Annotated in this window: 25 protein-coding genes; 19 read left to right on the forward strand and 6 right to left on the reverse strand. The window is 67.3% G+C overall.

Annotation, left to right across the window (positions count from 1 at the left end):
- Positions 1-2: 2 nt before the first annotated feature.
- Entirely contained in the window at positions 3-587 is a 585-nt protein-coding gene (locus G0Q01_RS17150; protein ID WP_164195529.1) for a DUF924 family protein, read from the forward strand.
- Positions 588-821: 234 nt separating this feature from the next.
- Positions 822-2,216, forward strand: a complete 1,395-nt coding sequence (gene lpdA, locus G0Q01_RS17155) for a dihydrolipoyl dehydrogenase (RefSeq protein WP_108966206.1) — start codon at positions 822-824, stop codon at positions 2,214-2,216.
- Positions 2,217-2,325: 109 nt separating this feature from the next.
- Here lpdA and G0Q01_RS17160 read toward each other — a convergent pair whose 3' ends face one another.
- The 3 genes from G0Q01_RS17160 to G0Q01_RS17170 all read right to left on the reverse strand — a co-directional run bounded on the left by G0Q01_RS17160 (position 2,326) and on the right by G0Q01_RS17170 (position 3,926).
- On the reverse strand, positions 2,326-2,925 hold the full coding sequence (locus tag G0Q01_RS17160) for an HD family hydrolase (protein ID WP_164195525.1): 600 nt from the start codon (positions 2,923-2,925) through the stop codon (positions 2,326-2,328).
- The gene (locus tag G0Q01_RS17165) at positions 2,922-3,173 is read right to left on the reverse strand and encodes a hypothetical protein (RefSeq protein ID WP_108966202.1); all 252 of its coding nucleotides are present in this window, start codon (positions 3,171-3,173) and stop codon (positions 2,922-2,924) included. The genes G0Q01_RS17160 and G0Q01_RS17165 overlap by 4 nt, the downstream gene beginning before the upstream one ends.
- 99 nt (positions 3,174-3,272) lie before the next feature.
- Entirely contained in the window at positions 3,273-3,926 is a 654-nt protein-coding gene (locus G0Q01_RS17170) for an alpha/beta hydrolase (RefSeq protein WP_108966200.1), read from the reverse strand.
- A 168-nt stretch (positions 3,927-4,094) separates the two neighbouring features.
- On the opposite strand from G0Q01_RS17170, the gene G0Q01_RS17175 reads away from it, so the two are divergent.
- The 11 genes from G0Q01_RS17175 (at position 4,095) to G0Q01_RS17225 (ending at position 12,787) form a co-directional block, all read left to right on the forward strand.
- Positions 4,095-4,607 carry an Rrf2 family transcriptional regulator gene (locus G0Q01_RS17175; protein WP_164195522.1) on the forward strand — a complete coding sequence of 171 codons (513 nt, stop codon included), beginning with the start codon at positions 4,095-4,097 and terminating at the stop codon, positions 4,605-4,607.
- A 45-nt stretch (positions 4,608-4,652) separates the two neighbouring features.
- Positions 4,653-5,696 (forward strand): cysteine desulfurase family protein, encoded by a 1,044-nt coding sequence (locus G0Q01_RS17180; protein ID WP_164195520.1) that lies wholly within the window; start codon positions 4,653-4,655, stop codon positions 5,694-5,696.
- A 70-nt stretch (positions 5,697-5,766) separates the two neighbouring features.
- Complete coding sequence (gene sufB, locus G0Q01_RS17185; protein ID WP_164195518.1) at positions 5,767-7,287, forward strand: Fe-S cluster assembly protein SufB; 1,521 nt, start codon at positions 5,767-5,769, stop codon at positions 7,285-7,287.
- 24 nt (positions 7,288-7,311) lie between these two features.
- Positions 7,312-7,506, forward strand: a complete 195-nt coding sequence (locus tag G0Q01_RS17190) for a hypothetical protein (protein ID WP_164195516.1) — start codon at positions 7,312-7,314, stop codon at positions 7,504-7,506.
- A gap of 10 nt (positions 7,507-7,516) precedes the next feature.
- Positions 7,517-7,834: a heavy metal-binding domain-containing protein gene (locus tag G0Q01_RS17195; RefSeq protein ID WP_108966190.1), complete on the forward strand. Its 318-nt coding sequence runs from the start codon at positions 7,517-7,519 to the stop codon at positions 7,832-7,834.
- Positions 7,831-8,427: a hypothetical protein gene (locus tag G0Q01_RS17200; RefSeq protein WP_164195514.1), complete on the forward strand. Its 597-nt coding sequence runs from the start codon at positions 7,831-7,833 to the stop codon at positions 8,425-8,427. The genes G0Q01_RS17195 and G0Q01_RS17200 overlap by 4 nt, the downstream gene beginning before the upstream one ends.
- 24 nt (positions 8,428-8,451) lie before the next feature.
- Positions 8,452-9,207, forward strand: a complete 756-nt coding sequence (sufC, locus tag G0Q01_RS17205) for a Fe-S cluster assembly ATPase SufC (protein ID WP_108966186.1) — start codon at positions 8,452-8,454, stop codon at positions 9,205-9,207.
- Entirely contained in the window at positions 9,207-10,487 is a 1,281-nt protein-coding gene (locus G0Q01_RS17210) for a SufD family Fe-S cluster assembly protein (RefSeq protein ID WP_164195512.1), read from the forward strand. Before sufC ends, G0Q01_RS17210 begins: the two co-directional genes overlap by 1 nt.
- Complete coding sequence (locus G0Q01_RS17215; RefSeq protein ID WP_164195510.1) at positions 10,487-10,996, forward strand: YIP1 family protein; 510 nt, start codon at positions 10,487-10,489, stop codon at positions 10,994-10,996. Before G0Q01_RS17210 ends, G0Q01_RS17215 begins: the two co-directional genes overlap by 1 nt.
- Positions 10,957-11,574: a YIP1 family protein gene (locus G0Q01_RS17220; RefSeq protein WP_235940210.1), complete on the forward strand. Its 618-nt coding sequence runs from the start codon at positions 10,957-10,959 to the stop codon at positions 11,572-11,574. Before G0Q01_RS17215 ends, G0Q01_RS17220 begins: the two co-directional genes overlap by 40 nt.
- Positions 11,567-12,787 carry a cysteine desulfurase gene (locus G0Q01_RS17225; protein WP_164195507.1) on the forward strand — a complete coding sequence of 407 codons (1,221 nt, stop codon included), beginning with the start codon at positions 11,567-11,569 and terminating at the stop codon, positions 12,785-12,787. The genes G0Q01_RS17220 and G0Q01_RS17225 overlap by 8 nt, the downstream gene beginning before the upstream one ends.
- Before the next feature lie 129 nt (positions 12,788-12,916).
- Here G0Q01_RS17225 and glmS read toward each other — a convergent pair whose 3' ends face one another.
- A complete protein-coding gene (glmS, locus tag G0Q01_RS17230) occupies positions 12,917-14,734 on the reverse strand; it encodes a glutamine--fructose-6-phosphate transaminase (isomerizing) (protein WP_164195505.1) in 1,818 nt (605 codons plus the stop codon).
- Between the two features lie 4 nt (positions 14,735-14,738).
- On the reverse strand, positions 14,739-16,097 hold the full coding sequence (gene glmU / locus G0Q01_RS17235; protein ID WP_164195503.1) for a bifunctional UDP-N-acetylglucosamine diphosphorylase/glucosamine-1-phosphate N-acetyltransferase GlmU: 1,359 nt from the start codon (positions 16,095-16,097) through the stop codon (positions 14,739-14,741).
- A 120-nt stretch (positions 16,098-16,217) separates the two neighbouring features.
- On the opposite strand from glmU, the gene G0Q01_RS17240 reads away from it, so the two are divergent.
- From G0Q01_RS17240 to G0Q01_RS17255, 4 genes are all read left to right on the forward strand, one after another.
- Positions 16,218-16,880 (forward strand): HAD-IA family hydrolase, encoded by a 663-nt coding sequence (locus tag G0Q01_RS17240; protein ID WP_164195501.1) that lies wholly within the window; start codon positions 16,218-16,220, stop codon positions 16,878-16,880.
- 78 nt (positions 16,881-16,958) lie between these two features.
- Entirely contained in the window at positions 16,959-18,185 is a 1,227-nt protein-coding gene (locus tag G0Q01_RS17245) for a DegT/DnrJ/EryC1/StrS aminotransferase family protein (RefSeq protein ID WP_164195499.1), read from the forward strand.
- Between the two features lie 45 nt (positions 18,186-18,230).
- The gene (locus G0Q01_RS17250; RefSeq protein ID WP_164195496.1) at positions 18,231-19,235 is read left to right on the forward strand and encodes an XdhC family protein; all 1,005 of its coding nucleotides are present in this window, start codon (positions 18,231-18,233) and stop codon (positions 19,233-19,235) included.
- The gene (locus G0Q01_RS17255) at positions 19,232-20,224 is read left to right on the forward strand and encodes a molybdopterin-binding protein (RefSeq protein WP_164195494.1); all 993 of its coding nucleotides are present in this window, start codon (positions 19,232-19,234) and stop codon (positions 20,222-20,224) included. The genes G0Q01_RS17250 and G0Q01_RS17255 overlap by 4 nt, the downstream gene beginning before the upstream one ends.
- A gap of 139 nt (positions 20,225-20,363) precedes the next feature.
- On the opposite strand, the gene infC is transcribed toward G0Q01_RS17255, so the two are convergent.
- Positions 20,364-20,909 carry a translation initiation factor IF-3 gene (infC, locus tag G0Q01_RS17260; protein ID WP_108967690.1) on the reverse strand — a complete coding sequence of 182 codons (546 nt, stop codon included), beginning with the start codon at positions 20,907-20,909 and terminating at the stop codon, positions 20,364-20,366.
- A gap of 220 nt (positions 20,910-21,129) precedes the next feature.
- On the opposite strand from infC, the gene G0Q01_RS17265 reads away from it, so the two are divergent.
- The gene (locus G0Q01_RS17265) at positions 21,130-21,765 is read left to right on the forward strand and encodes a hypothetical protein (protein ID WP_164195492.1); all 636 of its coding nucleotides are present in this window, start codon (positions 21,130-21,132) and stop codon (positions 21,763-21,765) included.
- Between the two features lie 132 nt (positions 21,766-21,897).
- Positions 21,898-22,539 (forward strand): hypothetical protein, encoded by a 642-nt coding sequence (locus tag G0Q01_RS17270; RefSeq protein WP_164195490.1) that lies wholly within the window; start codon positions 21,898-21,900, stop codon positions 22,537-22,539.
- Positions 22,540-22,599: the final 60 nt, after the last annotated feature.

A 22,599-nucleotide genomic window follows, 5' to 3' on the forward strand; every position in this document is an offset into this window, starting at 1 on the left:
CCATGAAAGCCCCCGAAGACATTCTGGCATTCTGGCTCGACGAAACAGAGCCAGAGCAATGGTACAAGGCGGACGAGGCGCTGGACGCCGAGATCCGCTCCCGGTTCGAGGAGACCTGGAACGGCGCGATGGAGGGACGGTTCGGCCTCTGGCTCACCTATCCCGGCGGCGCGCTGGCCTATATCCTCCTGCTGGACCAGTTCTCCCGCAACATGTTCCGCGGCAGCGCCAAGGCCTTTTCCGCGGATGCAATCGCACTGGCGGCGGCGAAGCAGGCAATCTGGCGCGGCTGGGACATGAAGATTGACGAGCCCGCCCGGCAGTTCTTCTACCTGCCGCTGATGCACTCCGAGAATCTTTGCGATCAGGAGCGCTGCATTCGCTTGATGAAGGAGCGCCTGCCCGAAACCGGCGCCTCCAACTTGCTGCACGCCCGTGCCCACCGCGAGGTGATCCGCGAGTACGGGCGCTTCCCGACCCGCAACGAGGCGCTCTCGCGCGCCACGACCACGCCGGAAAGCGGCTACCTGCAGGGTGGCGGCTACGGCGAGGTGCTGCGCAAGCTGCAGACGGTCGAGGCTGCCTGAGCGCCCCGCAACGAGAATCGGCAGGGCCCGCGCGATCTGATCGCGCGGGCCCTTCGCATGCCTGCTGGCGGGGTGTCGACGGCGGGTTGCGCTTTTGCTTCCGGCTCGCCACCTTGCTCTCGACCCGGCCGAGCCCTAGCTGACCGGGCGGAAGGCGTTCTCTTGCGGGGTGGCGTTGAAGCTCCGCGGGGGATGGTTTAATATCAAACTAATTTGACTCGGCGGGAGAGAGCCATGGCTTCGCAAAGCTTCGACATGATCGTCATCGGTGCCGGACCCGGGGGCTACGTCGCCGCCATCCGCGGCGCGCAGCTCGGCCTGAAGGTGGCCGTGGTGGAGCGCGAGCACATGGGCGGCATCTGCCTCAACTGGGGCTGCATTCCGACCAAGGCGCTGCTGCGCAGCTCGGAGATCTACCATTTCATGCAGCGCGCCAAGGAGTACGGCCTGACCGCCGAAAAGATCGGTTACGATCTCGACGCGGTGGTCAAGCGCTCGCGCGGCGTGGCGAAGCAACTCAACTCGGGCGTCACCCACCTGCTGAAGAAGAACAAGGTCACTGCCTTCATGGGCGAGGCGACCATCCCCGCAAAGGGCAAGGTCACCGTCAAGACCGACAAGGGCACCGAGGAGCTGACGGCGAAGAACATCGTGATTGCCACGGGCGCCCGTGCCCGCGAGCTGCCCGGCCTCGAGGCCGACGGCGAGAGCGTCTGGACCTACAAGCACGCGCTGGTGCCGAGCCGCATGCCCAAGAAGCTGCTGGTCATCGGCTCGGGTGCCATCGGCATCGAGTTCGCCAGCTTCTACAACACGCTCGGCGCCGACACGACAGTGGTCGAGGTGATGGACCGTATCCTGCCGGTGGAGGACGAGGAGATCTCGAAATTCGCCAAGAAGCAGTTCGAGAAGCAGGGCATGACCATCCGCGAGAAGACCATGGTCAAGCAGCTCGACCGCGCCAAGGGCAAGGTCACCGCGCATATCGAGCAGAACGGCAAGGTGACCAAGGAAGAATTCGACACGGTGATCTCGGCGGTCGGCATCGTCGGCAACACCGAGGGGCTGGGTCTCGAGGCGCTTGGCGTGAAGGTCGAGCGCACCCATGTGGTGGTCGACAAGCATTGCCGCACCGGCATCGAGGGCGTCTACGCCATCGGCGACATCGCCGGCGCGCCTTGGCTGGCGCATAAGGCCAGCCACGAGGGCGTGATGGTGGCCGAGCTCATCGCCGGTGGCCATCCGCACGCGGTCGAGCCCTCGTCCATCGCCGGTTGCACCTACTGCCACCCGCAGGTCGCCTCGGTGGGCCTGACGGAAGCCAAGGCCAAGGAAGCCGGCTACAAGATCAAGGTCGGTCGCTTCCCCTTCATCGGCAATGGCAAGGCGATCGCGCTCGGCGAGCCCGAGGGCCTGGTCAAGACGATCTTCGACGAAAAGACCGGCGAGCTTCTGGGCGCGCATATGGTCGGCGCGGAAGTGACCGAGCTGATCCAGGGCTACGTCGTGGGCCGCCAGCTCGAGACCACCGAAGAGGATCTGATGAACACGGTCTTCCCGCACCCGACGCTGTCGGAAATGATGCACGAGAGCGTGCTCGACGCCTACGGCCGCGTGATCCATTACTGAGGGCGTGGCTGGGTCAAAAACACAAAAGGGCGCCCTTGCGGCGCCCTTTTTCATGGCGAGTCGACACTTGTGGCCGGTGAGGGGGCTCAGCCCCCGGCCGCACAGGGTGTCAGTGCGAGAGCCGCGCGAGGAAAGCCTCGACCTTCGGCGCCAGCCAGGCCCAGAGCTTCGGGGCGCCGCTTTGGATCTTCGGCGCCATCTTCTTCTCGAAGACCGGCCAGGTGACCTTGTAATCCACCCAGGAACCGCCCTCCGTGACGAGGTTCATGTTGGGCGGCTGGAAGCGGTCCACCGACTTGGCGAAGCGCGCGTCGGGCGTCTCGTTGGCCTCGAATTCGTCCCAGAGCGCGCGCAGCGCGGCGCCCTGGTCGGCGGGCAGCAGGCCGAAGAGCCGGTCGGCGGCGGCGGCTTCCTCGGCCTCCTTGGCGGCCTCGTCGACCTCGCCGAAGAACGGGTTGTCTCCGGCGTCGATCTCCACCAGATCATGCAGCAGCAGCATCTTGATGACGCGCTCGATGGTGACGCCCTCGGGAGCATGCTCTCCCAGCACCAGCGCGAAGAGCGCCAGGTGCCAGCTGTGCTCGGCAGAGTTCTCGAAGCGGGCGCCGTCCGATGTCTTGGTGGCGCGGGTGACCGCCGAAAGCCGGCCCGCCTCGATGAGGAAGGCCATCTGCGCATCGAGGCGGTTGGTCTGGCCGTCGGGGGTCATTCCTGCGGCTCCTCGGGAATGTTGGTGCCGCCGGCCTTGGCGGCATTCAGCCGCTCGACGAGGAAGGCGCGCGCCCGGCGCTCGGCGAGGCGGACGCGGATCGAGGTGAGATAGGCTTCCTCGAGCGTGGTGGAGGAAGCACCGATGACTTTGGCCACCTCCATGAAGAAGCGTTCGTCGCCGGTGAGCTTCATCACCTTGAACGTGTCCTCGGCCAGCTTGTCGGCCAGCTCCTGGGTGAGGTTCATGGGCACTCCTCCCGGTCGTGCGGTCTAGGGTTTTCGGAGGTCAGCCAGGGCGGGCGACGGACATGCAAAGGCCGGCGCGGGGCCGGCCTTTGGGCTGTTTCAGCGGCTGGTCTCGGTCAGTCGGCGCTTCACGTAACCGGTGACGCTGTCGATCATCGTCTCCATGTGCGGCTCTTCGAAGAAGTGCCCGGCGCCCTCGACCTGATCGTGGGTGATCGTGATGCCCTTCTGCTCCTTGAGCTTGTTCACCAGCGTCGTCGTGTCCGCGGGCGGGGCCACGCGGTCATTGGTGCCATTGATGATCAGCCCAGAGGAGGGGCAGGGCGCGAGGAACGAGAAGTCGTACATGTTGGCCGGCGGCGAGACCGACACGAAGCCGGTGATCTCGGGGCGGCGCATCAGCAGCTGCATGCCGATCCAGGCGCCAAAGGAGAACCCGGCGACCCAGCAGTGCTTGGAGTTGTTGTTCATCGACTGCAGGTAGTCGAGCGCCGAGGCTGCATCCGAAAGCTCGCCGATGCCCTGGTCGTATTCGCCCTGGCTGCGCCCCACGCCACGGAAGTTGAACCGCAGCACGGTGAATCCCATGTTGTAGAACGCGTAGTGAAGGTTATAGACGACCTTGTTGTTCATCGTCCCGCCGAACTGCGGATGCGGGTGCAGGACGATGGCAATGGGGGCGTCGTTGTCTTTCTGCGGATGATAGCGGCCTTCGAGGCGGCCTTCGGGTCCGGGAAATATGACCTCGGGCATCGGGCGGAAGTGCTCCTGATCGGTGTGCGCGAAATTGTTGACGAAATTTCTGCGGCACTTTAGAACGTTTCTAAATCCCGTGCTGGCACGGGAGAGGGCTTGATTGCAGATATGCAATTGCCCGGTCAAGGTCAATCGGTTGGGCGCGAAGGTGCCCGGGAGGCAAGCGTGAAGCTGAGCACCAAGGGGCGTTACGCGATGGTCGCGCTGGTCGACATCGCCCTCCAGCCGGAGGGAGAGCTGGTGACGCTGGGAGACATCTCGCGGCGCCAGGACATTTCCCTTCCCTACCTAGAGCAACTCTTCGTCAAGCTGCGACGCGCGGGGCTGGTGGCCTCGGTGCGCGGACCCGGCGGCGGCTATCGCTTGGCGCGCACGACCGACGAGATCCGCGTGGTCGACGTGCTGGCGGCGGTCGACGAGACCGTTGACGCGATGCACAAGGGTGCGGGCGCGTCGGGTGGGGCCTCGGGCAGCCGGGCGCAGTCTCTGTCGAACCGGCTCTGGCAGTCGCTTTCGGCGCATGTCTATGTGTACCTGCATCAGGCGCGGCTCTCGGATGTGGTCGGCAATGCGCTGGCACCCTGTCCGGCGGTGCCGTCGCTCTTTGCCATCGTCGACGAGCCGGTCTCTGACGAGGAGCGGGAAGAGGTCGAGGACATTCTCTCGGACGAGATATGATCCCGAGGCGGCGTGAAATCTGGACAAGATGAAAGAGGGGGCGGCGTGACGCGGGCCTATCTCGACTGGAATGCCACGGCGCCGCTGCGCTCCGAGGCGAAAGACGCGATGATCGCGGCGATGGATCTCGTGGGGAACCCCTCGTCGGTCCACGCCGAGGGGCGCGGGGCCAAGGGGCTGATGGAAAAGGCGCGGGCGCAGGTCGCCTCGGCGCTTGGCGCCGACGGCGCCGACGTGATCTTCGTCTCGGGCGCCACCGAGGCCGCGGCCCTGGCCTGCGCCGGGCGCGGGCTGCAGGGCGCAGACATAGAGCATGATGCGATGGCCGCCTGGCTGACCTGCGATCTGCCGGTGGACGGGCAGGGGCGGGTGACCGTGCGCGACCCCGCGAGCACCGCGCTGCAGGCGGCGAACTCCGAAACCGGTGTGGTACAGGATCTGCCGCAGGGGCTCGCGGTGATTGATGCGACGCAGGTCTTCGGCAAGTTGCCCTTCGCCTTTAACTGGACCGGCGCGCAGATGGTCATCGTTTCGGCGCACAAGCTCGGCGGGCCCAAGGGAATCGGCGCGCTGGTGATGAAGCGTGGCACAGAGCTGCCTCCGCAGATGAAGGGCGGCGGGCAGGAGATGGGTCGCCGCGCCGGGACCGAGAACCTGATCGGCATAGCGGGATTTGGCGCAGCCGCAGAGGCAGCCACGCGCGATCTGGCCGATGACGTATGGACAGGAATCGAAAAACTTAGAACTATTCTAGAGAACGCTATTGCGGCTGCCGCGCCAGAGACTATTTTTGTCGGGAATGGTGCGCCGCGCCTGCCGAACACCTCCTGCTTCGCCCTGCCGGGCTGGAAGGGTGAGACGCAGGTGATGCAGATGGACCTTGCCGGTTTCGCGATTTCGGCGGGGTCGGCCTGTTCCAGCGGCAAGGTCCGCGCCTCCCGCGTGCTGCGGGCAATGGGTTTTAACGACGACGTGGCCGGCTGCGCGATCCGCGTGAGCCTGGGCCCGACGACACGGGAAGAAGACGTGCTGCGCTTCGCTGAAGCCTGGGCACGTCAGTATCGGAAGAAATACGCGCCCGTGCTCTGAGCCGCGCGCGTCACCGGAAACGCAGGGCGGCGCGCGGCGCTTGCCCCGGGACGACAGGAGATAAAGGCTGATGGCAGCTTTTGACAATATCACCGTGAAGGAAGGTGTCGAGCAGGAGACCGTGGACGCGGTCGAGGCTGTCTCGACCTACAAGTACGGCTGGGACACCGACATCGAGATGGAATACGCGCCGATGGGCCTCAACGAGGACATCGTGCGTCTGATCTCGGAAAAGAACGAAGAGCCCGAGTGGATGACCGAGTGGCGCCTCGAGGCCTACCGCCGGTGGCTGAGCAAGGAAGAGCCCACCTGGGCGATGGTCGACTACCCCAAGATCGACTTCCAGAAGCAGTACTACTATGCCCGCCCCAAGAGCTTTGAGACCAAGCCGCAGTCTCTGGACGAGGTCGATCCCAAGCTGCTGGCGACCTACGAGAAGCTCGGCATCCCGCTCAAGGAGCAGATGATCCTCGCCGGTGTCGAGGGCGCCGAGGACGCGCTCGCCGAGGGCCGCAAGGTCGCCGTGGACGCGGTCTTTGACTCGGTTTCCGTGGGCACCACCTTCCAGAAGGAACTCGAGAAGGCAGGCGTGATCTTCTGCTCCATCTCCGAGGCCATCAAGAAGCACCCGGAACTGGTCAAGAAGTACCTCGGCTCGGTCGTGCCGGTGTCGGACAACTTCTACGCCACGCTGAACTCGGCGGTCTTCTCGGATGGCTCCTTCGTCTACGTGCCGCCGGGCGTGCGCTGCCCGATGGAGCTGTCGACCTACTTCCGCATCAACGCCGAGAACACCGGCCAGTTCGAGCGGACGCTTATCATCGCCGACAAGGGCTCTTACGTGTCCTACCTCGAGGGCTGCACCGCGCCGAAGCGCGATACCGCGCAGCTGCACGCGGCCGTGGTCGAGATCATCGTCGAAGAGGACGCCGAGGTGAAATACTCGACCGTCCAGAACTGGTTCCCCGGCGATGAGAACGGCAAGGGCGGCATCTACAACTTCGTCACCAAGCGGGCCGACTGCCGTGGCGATCGGGCCAAGGTGATGTGGACGCAGGTCGAGACCGGCTCGGCCGTGACCTGGAAGTACCCGTCCTGCATCCTGCGCGGCAACGAGAGCCAGGGCGAGTTCTACTCGATCGCCATCGCCAACAACCACCAGCAGGCCGACACCGGCACCAAGATGATCCACCTTGGCAAGAACACCAAGAGCCGGATCGTTTCGAAGGGCATCTCGGCGGGCGTGGCGCAGAACACCTATCGCGGTCTGGTGTCGATGCACCCGAAGGCGAAGAACTCGCGCAACTACACCCAATGCGACAGTCTGCTGATCGGCGACAAGTGCGGGGCCCACACGGTTCCCTACATCGAGGTGAAGAACAACTCCTCGCGCGTCGAGCACGAGGCGACCACCTCGAAGGTGGACGACGACCAGCTCTTCTACTGCCGCCAGCGCGGCATGGACGAGGAAGAGGCGGTGGCCCTGGTGGTCAACGGCTTCTGCAAGGAAGTGCTGCAGGCGCTGCCCATGGAGTTCGCCATGGAAGCCCAGCAGCTCGTCGCCATCTCGCTCGAAGGCTCGGTGGGCTAAGGCCCGCCGCAGGGGAGACGCCGGATGCTGCAACAGCTGGTACTCGACTCCGCCGGGGCGGCGATCGGCGTCTTTGTGGGCGTGCTGATCGGCCTTGGCGTGCGCAAGCGGAAGGGCAATACCGAGGGGCTTCTTGGCGGCTCGGTGCTGCTCACCGCGAGCGCGGCCGCCGGGGTCGCACTGCTCGTGATGATGGCCTACCGCTATTTCCTGGGTTGAGGACCGCGCGATGATCGTCACCACAACAAACACCATCGAGGGCCACCGCATCACCGCCTACAAGGGCATCGTGGTGGGCGAGGCCATCATGGGCGCCAATGTGATGCGCGATCTCTTCGCGCGGGTGACCGATATCATCGGCGGGCGCTCGGGCGCCTATGAGGCCAAGCTGCAGGATGCCCGCGACGTGGCCATGCGCGAGCTCGAAGCGCGTGCAAAGGTGCTGGGGGCGAATGCCGTGGTCGGCGTCGATCTCGACTACGAGGTGGTGGGCGACTCGATGCTCATGGTCTCGGTGTCGGGCACGGCGGTGGTGATCACGCCATGACCGAAGCGCTGGTTCGGCCCGAGCTGACCCTGCCCGAGGCGGAGGCAGCACTGCTGCGCGACGAGTACGCACGGGCAGAGGTGATCCTCGAATACGGCTCGGGCGGCTCGACCGTGCTGGCCGCAGAGATGCCCGGCAAGACCGTCTTCACGGTGGAGTCGGACAAGGATTGGGCGCAGGGGATGCGCCGCTGGTTCGCCGAGACCCCGCCCGCCGCGGGGACCGAGGTGGATGTGATCTGGTCCGACATCGGGCCGACCAAGGAATGGGGCCACCCGGTCGACGAGATCGAGTGGCGCAGCTTCCCAGAGTACCCGCTGAAGGTCTGGGGGCTGCCCGAGTTCCGCCAGCCGGACGTGGTGCTGGTGGATGGCCGCTTTCGCGAGGGCTGCGCGCTTGCCGCCGCTTTCCTGACCGAGAAACCGCTGGTGCTGCTCTTCGACGACTACGCACCGCGGGCGCACTATCACAAGGTCGAGCACTGGCTCGGCCGACCGCAAATGACCGGCCGCATGGCCCGGTTCGAGATCGTCCCTCAGGCCTTCCCGGTGAAGGATCTGCTGCGGATCATGAAACTGACCGTGCGGCCCTGACCGCACCCCCAAGGAGGGAAACCTATGCTGGAAATCAAGAACCTTCAGGTGAAGCTGGAAGAAGAGGACAAGCAGATCCTCAAGGGTGTGGACCTGACCGTCGAAGCGGGCAAGGTGCATGCGATCATGGGCCCGAACGGCTCGGGCAAGTCGACCCTGTCCTACGTCTTGTCGGGCAAGGACGGCTACGAGGTCACCGGCGGCGAGGCGCTGCTGGAAGGCGAGGACATCCTTGAGATGGAGCCCGAAGAGCGCGCCGCGGCGGGCCTCTTCCTGGCGTTCCAGTACCCGGTGGAAATCCCCGGCGTCGGCAACATGACCTTCCTGCGCACCGCGGTGAATTCGCAGCGCAAGGCCCGCGGCGAGGAAGAGATGTCCTCGACCGAGTTCCTCAAGGTCATCCGCGAGAAGGCCAAGTCGCTGAAGATCGATGCCGAGATGCTCAAGCGCCCGGTCAACGTCGGCTTCTCGGGCGGTGAGAAGAAGCGCAACGAGATCCTGCAGATGGCGATGCTCGAGCCGAAGATGTGCATCCTCGACGAGACCGACTCCGGCCTCGACGTCGACGCCATGAAGCTGGTCGCCGATGGCGTCAACGCGCTGCGCGACGAAGGCCGCGCCTTCCTCGTGATCACCCACTACCAGCGCCTGCTCGACCACATCAAACCGGATGTCGTGCACATCATGTCGAACGGCCGCATCATCAAGACCGGCGGCCCCGAGCTGGCGCTCGAGGTCGAGCAGAACGGCTATGCGGACATCATCGAGGAGGAGGCGTAATGGCACTTCCCCAAGTCAAGCAGACCGCGACCGACGCGCGTCTGGCCGCGCTCAGCCTGCCCGAAGGCGGCTGGTCGCGTCCGGCCCGCGAGGCGGCGCTGGCCCGCGTGCAGGCCATGGGCCTGCCCGGCGGCCGTGACGAGTACTGGAAATTCACCCGCCCCGACACGCTGACCGCAGTCGAGGCGCCCGCCGCCGCCGTGATGGCCGCGGACGACGAGGCGCCGGTCTTCAGCGAACGCGACCGGCTCAAGGTGGTCTTCGTCGACGGCGTGTTCAGCGCCGAGGACTCCGATGATCTGGCGCTCGAAGGGCTGAGCATCGAGCGTCTCGCCGAGGCTTCGGATATCCACTGGGCCAAGGATCTCTATGGCACGCTGGAACTGAGCGGCCAGACCCCCGTCGAGCGCCCGCTTGCCGCGCTCAACACCGCGTTTGCCACCGATGGCCTGCTGATCCGCGTGACCGGCAAGGTCGCAAAGCCCGTGCACCTGCTTTATCGCCACGAGAGCGACAGCTCCGATGCGATCCTGCATCACGTGGTGAAGGTCGAAGAGGGCGGCGACGTGACGGTGCTGGAATCCGGCCCCGCCGCCGCGCGCTTCAACGCGGTGATGGAAGTTGACGTCGCCGATGGCGCTGGCTTCCACCACATCCGGGTCCAAGGCCGCGACCACGAGCGCCGCGCCGCGACGCATATCTTCGGCCGGCTCGGCACCGAGAGCACCTTCAAGACCTTCACCCTCACGGTGAACGGCGTGCTGACCCGCAACGAGGCGGTGATCGAGTTGACCGGTGACGACGCGGCGGTGCATGTCGCGGGCGCCTGCATGGGGGATGGCGATTTCCACCATGACGACACCGTGTTCATCACCCACGACGCGGTGAACTGCGAAAGCCGCCAGATCTTCAAGAAGGTGCTGCGCAACGGCGCGACCGGCGTCTTCCAGGGCAAGATCCTGGTCAAGCCCGGCGCACAGAAGACCGACGGCTATCAGATCAGCCAGTCGCTGCTTCTGGACGAGGACAGCCAGTTCCTCGCCAAGCCGGAGCTCGAGATCTACGCCGACGACGTGGCCTGTTCGCACGGCTCGACCTCGGGCGCAATCGACGAGGACGGTCTGTTCTACCTGCGCGCCCGTGGCGTGCCGCGCGGCATCGCCGAGGACCTGCTGACCATCGCCTTCATCGCCGAAGCGGTGCAGGAGGTCGAGGACGAGGACATCCAGACCGAGATCAATGAGTTGGTCGCGGCCTGGCTGGGCCGTCGCCGCGACTGATGTCGCTCTCGCGCGAGATCGTCGCCACCTATCGGGGGCCGGGCGCGGTGATGCGCCGCCTGCTGTCGCAGGGCCCCCGAGAGGACCGGGCGCTGATGCTCGTCATGGCCGCCTGCGCGATGTTCTTCGTCGCCCGGATGCCCGCGCTCGCGCGGCAGGCGCATCTTGAAAGTACCGAGCTCAACCCGCTCATGGGGGCGTCGCTGCTGGCCTGCATGGTGATCCTGCCGCTTGCGCTCTATGTGCTGGCGGCGCTGAGCCATCTTGTTGCCAAGCTCTTCCGCGGCCGGGGAACCGGCTACGGTGCGCGGCTGGCACTGTTCTGGGCGCTGCTGGCGGCGAGCCCGCTGGCGCTGCTCAACGGGCTGGTGGCGGGGTTCGTCGGCGAGGGTCTGCAGCTCTCGCTGGTGGGGCTGCTGTGGTGCGCGGTCTTCCTCTGGTTCTGGATCGGCGGCCTCAGGGCCGCGGTATGGCCCGGGGACCGGATGGCCGAACGGCCCGCCGCATGACCGTGGCGGGTCTTCTTTCGCTGGCCTGGCAGACCGTCACCGCCCCGCGCGAGGTGGCGCGGATGCTGCTGGGCCTGCATCTGTCGCGCGAGGCGCTGCTGACCGGCTTCGGCCTGGTGGTGGCGCTGAATGCGCTGCTGGTCGGGCTGATGCAGCTCGGCGGCGAGCTGGGCCCGGTGGGCGGGCTGATGCCGGTGCCGATGGGGCTCTTGCTGGCCGTGATGCTGGCGGGCTCGATCGTCACGCTGACATGGGCCGGGCGCAGCTTCGGCGGCACTGCGCGGCTCGAGGACGTGGCCGTGCTGCTGATCTGGCTGCAGGGGCTGCGGGCGCTGGCGCAGCTCGGGGTGGCGCTGATCGGCGCGGTCTCGGGCGGGCTGGCGGTGCTGCTGGTGCTTGTGGCGCTCTGTGTGGGGCTCTGGATCCTGGTCGCCTTCCTCGACGAGGCGCATGGTTTCGGCAGCCCTTTAAAGGCGCTGCTGGTGCTGATACTCGCGACCTTGGCGCTGCTCGCGGCGCTGATGATGATCGCCTCCCTGATGGGGGGAATGCCGAACGGGATGGCAAGCTATGTATGACGTGCAACAAATCCGCGAGGATTTTCCGATCCTCTCCCGCGATGTGAACGGCAAGCCGCTGGTCTATCTCGACAATGGTGCCTCGGCGCAGAAGCCGCAGGTGGTGATCGACGCGGTGACCCGTGGCTATGCCGAGGAATATTCCAACGTCCACCGCGGGCTTCACTACCTGTCGAACCTCGCCACCGAGAAATACGAGGGCGTGCGCGGCACCATCGCGCGCTTCCTCGGCGCGCGGGACGAGGAAGAGGTGGTCTTCACCAACGGCTCGACCATGGGCATCAACCTCGTCGCCTACGGCTGGGCCATGCCCCGCATGGAGGCCGGGGACGAGATCATCCTGTCGGTCATGGAGCATCACGCCAATATCGTGCCCTGGCACTTCCTGCGCGAGCGGCAGGGCGTGGTGATCAAATGGGTCGACGTCGACGCCACCGGCGCGCTCGATCCGCAGGCGGTGCTGGACGCGATCACGCCGAAGACCAAGCTGATCGCGGTGACGCAGGTGTCGAACGTGCTGGGCACGGTGGTCGATATCAAGGCGATCTCGGCAGGTGCGCGCGAGAAGGGTGTGCCGGTGCTGGTCGACGGCTCGCAGGGGGCGGTGCACATGCCCGTCAACGTCGAGGAGCTCGGCTGCGATTTCTACGCCATCACCGGCCACAAGCTCTATGGCCCCTCGGGCTCCGGCGCGATCTGGATCCGCCGCGAGCGCCAGGCCGAGATGCGCCCCTTCATGGGCGGCGGCGACATGATCCGCGAGGTCCACAAGGACAGCATCACCTATGCCGAGCCGCCGATGAAGTTCGAGGCGGGCACGCCCGGCATCGTGCCGCAGATCGGCCTTGGCGCGGCGCTCGAGTACATGATGGGCCTCGGCATGGGAAACATCGCCGCCCACGAGGCGAAGCTCGCCAATTACGCCGCATCGAAGCTGCAGGGGCTGAACTGGCTCAACCTGCAGGGCACCACGCCCGGCAAGGCGGCGATCTTCTCCTTTACGCTCGATGGCGCGGCGCATGCGCATGACATCTCGACGATCCTCGACAAGAAGGGCGTCGCGGTGCGCGCCGGGCACCATTGCGCCGGCCCGCTGATGGATCACCTCGGCGTCACCGCGACCTGCCGCGCCTCCTTCGGCCTCTACAACACCGAGGCAGAGGTCGACACGCTGGTCGAGGCCTTGGAACTGGCCCACGAGCTCTTCGCCTGAGCCGCACCCGGCTCCGCCGCCGGATTTGCGAATTCGAAAAGAGAGAAAGCCCCGGACGTCGCGCAGACGTCCGGGGCTTTCTTTTTGGTCTGAATGTCCCGTGGCGATCCGCGCAGCGGGCGGGGCGGGTTATTCCACCGTCACGGATTTCGCGAGGTTGCGCGGCTGGTCCACATCGGTGCCCTTGGCAATGGCGGCGTGGTAGGCCAGCAGCTGCGCGGGCAGGGCATAGAGGAGCGGCGCGAGGCGCTCGTCCACCTCGGGCAGGGTGATGCTCTGCCAGATGCCGTCCCCGGCCTCCTCGATGCCGCGCGCGTCCGAGATCAGGCAGACCTTGCCGCCGCGGGCCATGACCTCCTGCATGTTCGAGACGGTTTTGTCGAAGAGCCCGTCGCGCGGCGCCATGACGATCACTGGCACCGACTTGTCGATCAGCGCGATCGGCCCGTGCTTCAGCTCTCCGCTCGCATAGGCCTCGGCGTGGATATAGCTGATTTCCTTCAGCTTCAGCGCGCCTTCGAGCGCCAGCGGATACATCATGCCGCGGCCGAGGAAGAGCACGTCGCGGGCCTCGGAGATCTTCCGCGCGGCGTCCGCGATGGCGCCGTCGCGGTCGAGCGCCGCGTTGAAGAGGCCCGGCAGCGCGCGGAGCTGCGCCAGCAGCTCGGACTTCTCGGCAGCTTCCATGTGCCCGCGCGCCTCGGCCGCCTTGATGGCGAGCAGCAGGAGCACGTTGAGCTGGCAGGTGAAGGCCTTGGTCGAGGCGACACCGACCTCGACCCCGGCGTGGATCGGCAGCGCCAGATCGCTTTCACGGGCGATGGTCGAGGTCTCGACGTTGACCACCGAGACGATCCGGTCTGCCCGTCCGGCGCAGTAGCGCAGCGCGGCCAGCGTGTCGGCGGTCTCGCCCGACTGGCTGGCGAAGAGCGCGACGGTGCCCTTGGTGACGGGGGGCTCGCGGTAGCGGAACTCCGAGGCGATATCGACCTCCACCGGAATGCGGGCGAGCTTCTCGAACCAGTATTTGGCAGTGAGGCAAGCGTAATAGGCCGTGCCGCAGGCGACCAGGACGAGCCGGTCGACCTCGGCGAAATCGAGGCCCGGGGAGGGCAGGACGATCTCGTCGCCGTTCAGGTAGGCCCCCAGCGCCTCGGCCAGCACGGTCGGCTGCTGGGCGATCTCCTTGGCCATGAAGTGCTTGTAGCCGGCCTTGTCGACCTGCGTCTGGTCGAGCCGTACGCGTTTTTCCTCGCGCTGCACCGGCGCGCCGGACTCGTCGAAGATCTTCGCCCCGGCGCGGGTGACCACGGCCCAGTCACCCTCTTCGAGGTAGGTGATGCGATCGGTCATCGGGGCGAGCGCGATGGCGTCGCTGCCCACGAACATCTCGCCGTCACCGTGGCCGATGGCCAGCGGCGAGCCCTTGCGGGCGGCGACGATGAGGTCTTCCTCGCCGTCGAAGAGGAAGGCCAGGGCAAAGGCCCCCTCCAGCCGTCCGAGCGCCTTGGACGCCGCCTCGACCGGGCCGAGGCCGCTGGCGAGGTAGTGCGAGACCAGCATGGCGACGGTCTCGGTGTCGGTCTCGGTCTCGGGGGCGAGGCCCTGATCGGCCAACTCGGCGCGCAGTTCGCGGAAGTTCTCGATGATGCCGTTGTGCACGACCGAGACCTTGCCCGCGCGGTGCGGGTGCGCGTTGCGCTCGGTCGGGGCGCCATGGGTGGCCCACCGGGTGTGGCCGATGCCCGCCTTGCCCGCGAGCGGGTCGTGCACCAGCAGGTCCTGCAGGTTCACCAGCTTGCCGACGGCGCGGCGGCGGTCGAGCAGGCCGCCGTTCACCGTGGCGATACCCGCGCTGTCATAACCGCGGTACTCGAGGCGTTTCAGCGCCTCGACCAGCATGGGGGCAACCTCGTGCTTGCCCAGGACGCCGACGATTCCGCACATGGTCTTAGTCTCCTTTGGCGGTCTGTTGCGCCGCCTTCTTGGCCTTCAGCATGTCGCGCAGCCTGGTGGCAAACCCCGGCTTGGTCACCTGTTTCGTCCGACCGAGCGCAAGTGCGCCGGCGGGGACGTCCTCGGTCACCACCGACCCCGAGCCGGTCATCGCGCCGTCGCCGACGGTCACCGGCGCGACCAGCATGGTGTCCGAGCCGATGAAGGCATTCTTGCCAATGGTGGTGCGGTGCTTGAAGAAACCGTCGTAGTTGCAGGTGATCGTGCCCGCACCGATGTTGGTGCGCTCGCCGATGTCGGCGTCGCCGATATAGGTGAGGTGGTTGGCCTTCACGCCTTCCGCCAGATAGGCGTTCTTCACCTCGACGAAGTTGCCCACGTGCACCTCTTCGGCCAGCTCGGCGCCGGGGCGCAGGCGGGCATAGGGGCCGACGATGGCGCCGCGGCTGACGTGGCACCCCTCGAGATGGCTGAAGGCACGAATACGCGCGCCGGTCTCGACCGTCACGCTGGGGCCGAAGACCACGTTGGGCTCGATCTCTGCGTCGCGGCCGACGTAGGTGTCCCAGGCAAAGAACACCGTCTCGGGAGCGCTCATCAGCACGCCCTCGTCCAGCAGCTCTGCGCGCTTGCGGGCCTGGAAGGCGGCCTCGGCGGCGCGCAGCTCGGCGCGGGAATTGATGCCCAGAGTCTCGGCTTCGTCGCAGCGCACGACCCCAGCCGAAAGGCCGCGCGACCGCGCGATCTCGACGATGTCGGTGAGGTAATATTCCCCCGACGCATTGTCGTTGCCCACGGCGTCGATCAGGTCGAAGAGGGTCTTGCTGTCCGCGCAGACCACGCCCGAGTTGCACAGGGTGATGGCGCGCTCGGTTTCGGAGGCGTCCTTGAACTCGACGATGCGCTGCAGCGCGTCGCCCTCGGTCACCAGCCGCCCGTAGCGGCCCGGATCCGCGGCCTCGAAGCCCAACACCACGACGTCATGCTTGGCGCGGGCCTCGCGCATCGCCTCCAGCGTCGCCTCGGTGATAAAGGGCGTATCGCCGTAGAGCACCAGCGCGTCGCCCTCGAACCCCTCGAGCGCGGGGCGGGCCTGGGCCACGGCATGGGCGGTGCCGAGCTGCTCTTGCTGGATCACCACCTGCGCCTCGGGGGCGAAATCGGCGGTCGAGGCCTCGACCGCCTCGGCGCCGTGCCCGGCCACCACCACCGACCGCGCGGGCTCGAGCGCCTGACCGGCGCGCAGCGCGTGCCACAGCAGCGGGGCCTGGGCGAGGCGGTGGAGGACCTTGGGGAGATCGGACTCCATGCGGGTGCCCTTGCCTGCGGCAAGGAGGATCAGGGCGAGGCTCATGCGGTTTCCTGTTTGTCTTCTGCCTGCGCCCGTTTTATCCGCTTGGGGCAGGGGGGCAAGGTGCCCCGGGTCACGTTGGATTTCAGCCTGTGACAGGGCGCGGCGAAAGGGACAAGCGGAATGCGTACGGTGGTCTTCGATCTCGATGGCACGCTTGCCGACACCAGCGGCGACCTGATCGCCGCCGCCAATGCCTGCTTCGAGGGCATGGGGCTCGAGGTGCGGCTTGACCCGGCGCTCGACGCGGGCATCGCGGTGAAGGGCGGGCGGGCCATGCTCACCGCCGGGCTCGACCGCGCCGGGACCTTCTCCGAAGAGCTTATCGCCCGCTGGTATCCCGAGCTGCTGACGGTCTACGGCGAGGCCATCGACCGCTACACCCGCTTCTACCCCGGCGCGCTGGACGCTGTGCAGGGGCTGCGCGAGGCGGGTTACAAGGTCAGCATCTGCACCAACAAGCCCGAAGGGCTGGCCGAGACGCTGATGCAGCGCATGGGCGCCCGCGGGCATTTCGATGCGCTGATCGGGGCCGACACGTTGCCGGTGCGCAAGCCCGACCCCGCGCCCTATGTCGCGGCGGTGGAACGTGCGGGCGGGCAGGTGGCGCAGAGCCTGCTGGTCGGCGACACGGCAACCGACCGCAACACGGCAAGGGCGGCGGGCGTGCCCTGCATCCTTGTCGGCTTCGGCCCCGACGGCGATGCCGTCTCGGCGCTGGACCCCGAGGCGATGATCGGCCATTTCGACGAGCTCGCCGGGGCGGTGGCGCGGCTCATCGGCTGAGGCGCACGGCAGGCGCGCGCAGATCGGTGTGTGCCCTTGCGCATTGACCGCGCGGCAGCGCGGGCGCATCAATGCCCCATGACCGAGCACCCGAAGACCGAGACCCTCACTGCCGAACGTTTCACCGGCAGCTTCACCCAGCAGGAGCCCATCCCCGAAGCCGGGATCGAGGCCGCGCTGGCGGTGATGCGCCATGGCCGGCTGCACCGTTACAACACCGCCGCCGGAGAGACCTCCGACGTCGCGCTGCTCGAACAGGAATTCGCCGCTTTCACCGGCGCGCGCTACTGCGTGGCGGTGGCCTCGGGCGGCTACGCGCTCGGCTGCGCCCTGCGCGCGCTCGGGGTTCAGCCCGGCGACAAGGTTCTGACCAATGCCTTTACCCTGGCGCCGGTGCCGGGGGCGATTGCCGCGCTCGGAGCGGTGCCGGTCTTCGTCGGGGTGACCGAGGGGCTGGTGATCGATCTCCACGATCTCGCCGCCAAGCTGCCGCAGGCGCGGGTGCTGATGCTCAGCCACATGCGCGGGCACATCTGCGACATGGACCGGCTGATGACGCTCTGCGACGCTGCGGGCGTGCAGGTCGTCGAGGATTGCGCCCACACCATGGGGGCCTCCTGGAACGGAACGCCCTCGGGGCGGCACGGCGCCATTGGCTGCTACTCGACACAGACCTACAAGCACATGAACTCGGGCGAGGGCGGCTTCCTGGTCACCGACGATGAGGACCTGGCCGCCCGTGCGGTGATGCTGTCGGGCAGCTACATGCTCTACGAGCGGCATCTTGCGGCACCGGGGCCAGAGGCCTTCGAACGTGTGAAATACCTCACCCCCAACGTCTCGGGCCGGATGGACAACCTGCGCGCCGCGCTGCTGCGGCCGCAACTTGCCGACCTCTCGGCGCAGATCGAGCGCTGGAACGACCGCTACCGCGTGCTTGAGGCGGGCCTGCGGGGCACGCCGGGCCTTACGCTGATCGAGCGGCCCGAGCCCGAGCGCTTCGTCGGCTCCTCGATCCAGGCGCTGCTGCTCGACTGGGCACCCGAGGCGATCCAAGAGGTGCTCTCCCGCTGCGCCGCGCGCGGGGTCGAGTTGAAGTGGTTCGGCGGCGCCGAACCGGTGGCCTTCACCTCGCGCTACGACAGCTGGCGTTATGCGCCTTCGGAACCGATGCCCGCCACCGATCGTATTCTCACGGGGATCCTCGACATGCGCCTGCCGCTGACCTTCAGCCTCGAGGATTGCGCGCTCATCGCCCGCATCATCCGCGCCGAGGTCTCGGCGGTCTACCAGCAGGCCGGCTGAGCGGCGCGGATCAAGACCCAGACCGGACGCGAAGGAGCGTTTGTGATGACCAAGCACACGACAGACCCGAAGGCGACGTCCATCCAGGACTTCGACGCCATCCCCGAAACCGCCCTCGCCTGGCACCGCGAGGGCCGCAAGGCCGCGCTCGCCACGGTGATCCAGACCTGGGGTTCGGCGCCGCGCCGCACCGGCGCGCAGCTCGCCATCTCCGGCAGCGGAGAGATCGAGGGGTCGGTCTCCGGTGGCTGCGTCGAGGGGGCGGTGATCGTCGAGGCGCTTGAGGCGCTCGACGAGGGCAAGTCCCGCGAGCTGGAATTCGGCGTCTCGGACGATGATGCCTTCGCCGTCGGCCTCGCCTGCGGCGGCACCATCCGCGTGCTGGTCGAGCCGGTCGGCGCGGCGCTGCCCGAGGCGCTGCTCGCCGAGCTTTGCGAGGCCCGCGCCGCCCGCACCCCCGTGGCCTATGTGGTCGACCTCGACAGCCAGCAGCGCACGCTCGCCTACGCCGGGCACGAGACGGCCTTTCGCATGGACCGTTCGGGGTTCGTCGAAGAGAGCCGCACCTTCGTCGCCATCCACAATCCGCCGCTGCGGCTGCTGGTCGTCGGCGCGGTGCATATCGCGCAGGCGCTGCTGCCCATGGCGCGCATCGCCGGCTACGACCCGGTGCTGATCGACCCGCGCGGCGCCTTCGGCTCAGAGGCGCGCTTTCCCGGCGAGACGATCCTCGACGACTGGCCCGACGAGGCGGTGACGAAGCTGGGCCTCGATACCCGCACCGCTCTGGTGCTGCTGACCCACGACCCAAAGCTCGACGATCCCGCCATCGAGGCGGCGCTGCGCTCGAAGGTCTTCTATATCGGCGCGCTCGGCTCCACCCGCACCCATGCAAAGCGCGTGACGCGGCTTTCCGAGGCGGGGTTCACCGAGGCAGAGATCGCGCTCATCCACGGGCCCATCGGGCTTGATATCGGTGCCTCGGGCCCTGCCGAGATCGCCGTGTCGATCCTTGCCGAGATGACCCGCGTGCTGAGGAAGGGCGCATGAAATTCGGCCCCGTGGCGCTGGCCGAGGCCGAGGGCGCGATACTGGCGCATTCCGTCGCGCTGACTGGCGGGAAGCTGAAGAAGGGCCACATGCTGACAGCGGCGGACCTCGGCAGGATGCGCGAGGCGGGGCTTTCCGAGGTGATCGTCGCGCGGCTCGAGCCCGGGGACGTGGCCGAGGACAGGGCGGCGCGGCGGCTCGCCGAGGCGCTGCTGCCCGATCCAGAAGCCGCTCAGCTGCGCATCGGTGCGGCAACAACGGGGCGGGTCAACCTGCACGCGCTCGGTCCCGGCGTGCTCGAGGTTGATGCCGCGCGGATCGATGCGGTCAACGCGGTGCACCCGATGATCACGGTCGCGACCCTGCGCCCGTGGCAGCGCTGCGCGCCGCGGGCGATGGTGGCGACGGTGAAGATCATCTCCTACGCCGTGCCCGAGGCCGCGCTCGCGGCCGCCTGCGCCGCCGCCCGGGGCGGGGCGCTGCGCCTACACGGGCCGGTGGCCAAGTCCGCCACGCTGATCGAGACCGAGGTGGGCGGCGATCCCGGCGACAAGGGCCGCCGCGCCACCCGCGCGCGGCTCGAGCGCTTCGGCACCGCGCTCGGCCCGCGGGTTCTTGTGCCGCACCGGACCGATCCTCTGGCACAGGCGCTTCGCGAAGCGCCGGGTGACATCCTTCTGATCCTGACCGGCTCGGCGACCTCCGACCTGCACGACGTCGCGCCCGAGGCGCTGCGCGCGGCGGGGGGGGAGGTCAGCCATTTCGGCATGCCGGTCGATCCCGGCAACCTGCTCTTCTTCGGCCGCCTCGGCGCGCGCCCGGTGGTGGGCCTGCCCGGCTGCGCCCGCTCGCCAGCGATCAACGGAGCGGATTGGGTGCTCGAGCGGCTGATCTGCGGTCAGACCGTGACCCCCGGGGACATCGCCGCCATGGGCGTCGGAGGCCTGCTGAAAGAACCGCCCTCCCGTCCGCGCCCGCGCGAGGCCTGAGGGCACCGCACCCGCGGGGTCATCCAAAAGAGAGCGTCCCGGCACAGCGCGACCGAAACCCCAAGACAAAGCAAAACCCGCCGGCGGCAGCGCGGCGGGTTTCCCTCGTCGGACCCGTTTCCGGATCACGGATCGGTCGTTACTTGGCAGCCGGACCGATCATCATGACCATCTGGCGGCCTTCCATCTTGGGCATGTTCTCGACCTTGCCCACTTCCTTGACGTCTTCCGCCACGCGCTCGAGCAGTTCACGGCCAAGGTTCTGGTGCGCCATCTCGCGGCCGCGGAAGCGCAGGGTGATCTTCACCTTGTCACCGCCTTCGAGGAACTTCAGCACGTTGCGCATCTTGACGTCATAGTCGTGCGTGTCGGTGCCGGGGCGGAATTTCACTTCCTTGACCTCGATGGTCTTCTGCTTCTTGCGCGCATCGCTCTCACGCTTCTGCTGTTCGTACTTGAACTTGCCGAAGTCCATGATCTTGCAGACGGGCGGCTTGGCGTTGGGCGAGATCTCGACCAGGTCGAGACCGGCTTCCTCGGCCATCTCCAGCGCGCGCGCAGGGGTCTGCACGCCCAGGTTTTCACCCTCGGCGCCGATCAGGCGGATTTCGGGAGCCCGGATGCGGTCGTTTACGCGGGGGCCGGTGTCGCGCGTCGGGGGCGCGTTGTGAGGTCTGCGAGCTATGGTTTTCGTCCTTTGTTGCCGTGTCTCGTAGGCGCGCAAAATAGTGCTGCGGGACGGGTGTTTCAAGCGGCAATTGGCCGAAACAGAGGGGAAGTCGGGCCTCAACCCGCTCATCGGGTGCGCGATGCGCTGCCGATGCCCCGACCAGCGGGTGATCATGGCAATGTGAATGCCTATCTCACACCGACGCGACACTCATGCGAGACTGGAGATATCTGAGATGAGACAAGCGATTCTGATCGTCGGGGCCATTGTGCTGATCGGCATCCTGGTTTTCGGCATGCGCAGCGGCGACGATGGCATTCCCGTCGAGAGCGACCAGGCGGTGACCGGCGCCGTAGATGACCCCATGGACAACGCGGGCACCGAGGCGGAGGCCGCGGCCGAAAGAGCCGACGAGACGCTCGAGCAGGCGGCCGACGATGCGGCGGCTGCGGGGCGCGAGGCCATGGACAAGGCGGGCGAGGCCGCCGATGACGCGATGGCGGCGATTTCCGATGCGGCGGGCAAGGCTGCGGACACCGTGCAGGGCGCGGCGGATGCGGTGACAGATACCACCAGGGACGCCATGGCCTCGGCCGAGAGCACGATGGACACGGCCGGCACCGCGGCGGGGGATGCGATGAACAGCGCCTCCGACACCGGGGCCGAGGTGGCCCGGATGACCGACGCACAGCTGCGCGAGCTCTTCACCGTCGAGGGCTTCGATTACGACAAGGCCGTCGCTTACATTGAGCAATCCGACCTCGGCTTTGCTGCCAAGGAGGCGACCAAATCCGCGCTGGCTACGGTGAAGGACGCGCCGGAGCAGCTTGCGGCGGTGCTTGAAGAGGCGCGCGAGCGGCTCGGTCTCTGACCGCCGGGACCCGTCGCCCGGCTGACACGAAATATCTAGTCCGTGCCGGATTTCCTTCTGGCGCGGCGTGATCCACGCGATTTATTATGCCGTAACCCTCCGAATACCGCTTCCGCTCCGAGACAGACCAGTATGGCTTTCCAGAGAACCGAGCTGCCGCACCGCGGCGTTCCTATGCTCCTTTCGATCATCGCGTTGTGCGTGGTGGGGACTGTTCTGGCGGGCTGGCAGTTCGGGGTCGAGGTGCTGGTGCGCGGTGCGCCGTACCGCGCGGCCATGGTGCCGAGCACGGCGATCAGCTTTGCTCTCCTGTTCTCGGGGATCCTCATCCACCTGCAGCGATCGGCGCCCCGCGGCGCGGTGCTGGCCTGCGCGGGCATCGCGGCGGCTGTGGCGCTGACAAATTCCATCGTCATCCCGCTCGGGAATGGCGGCTTCGACGTGTTGGCCGAAAGCCGCGCGTTTACGGACCGCATGTCGCCGGGCACGATTGCCGGCATCCTTGTCGCGGCGCTCGGGCTTGCCGGGCTGTGCAGCCCGCGGCTGAACCGGGCCGAGGTTCCGATGCTCTCGGGCACGGCGGGGCTATCGGGCATCGTGGCAGTGCTCTTCGTGCATGATTTCCACCGCGGCTCGCCGTGGGCCTTGCCCGTCGTCGAGGCGATGTCGATCTACACGGCGGCGTGCCTGCTGGCACTCTCCGCCGCGCTGCTGCTGATCGCGCTCGACCCTTCGGCTGAGCGGCAGAGCTTCAAGGAAACGGGCCGCGGCTGACCGCCACGCGCGTCTTACGCGGCGCGCGCAACGCAAAAAGCCCCGGTTGTGCCGGGGCTT

The organism is Salipiger sp. PrR007, from assembly GCF_010499845.1.
GTDB classification, from domain to species: Bacteria; Pseudomonadota; Alphaproteobacteria; order Rhodobacterales; family Rhodobacteraceae; genus Salipiger; species Salipiger pacificus_A.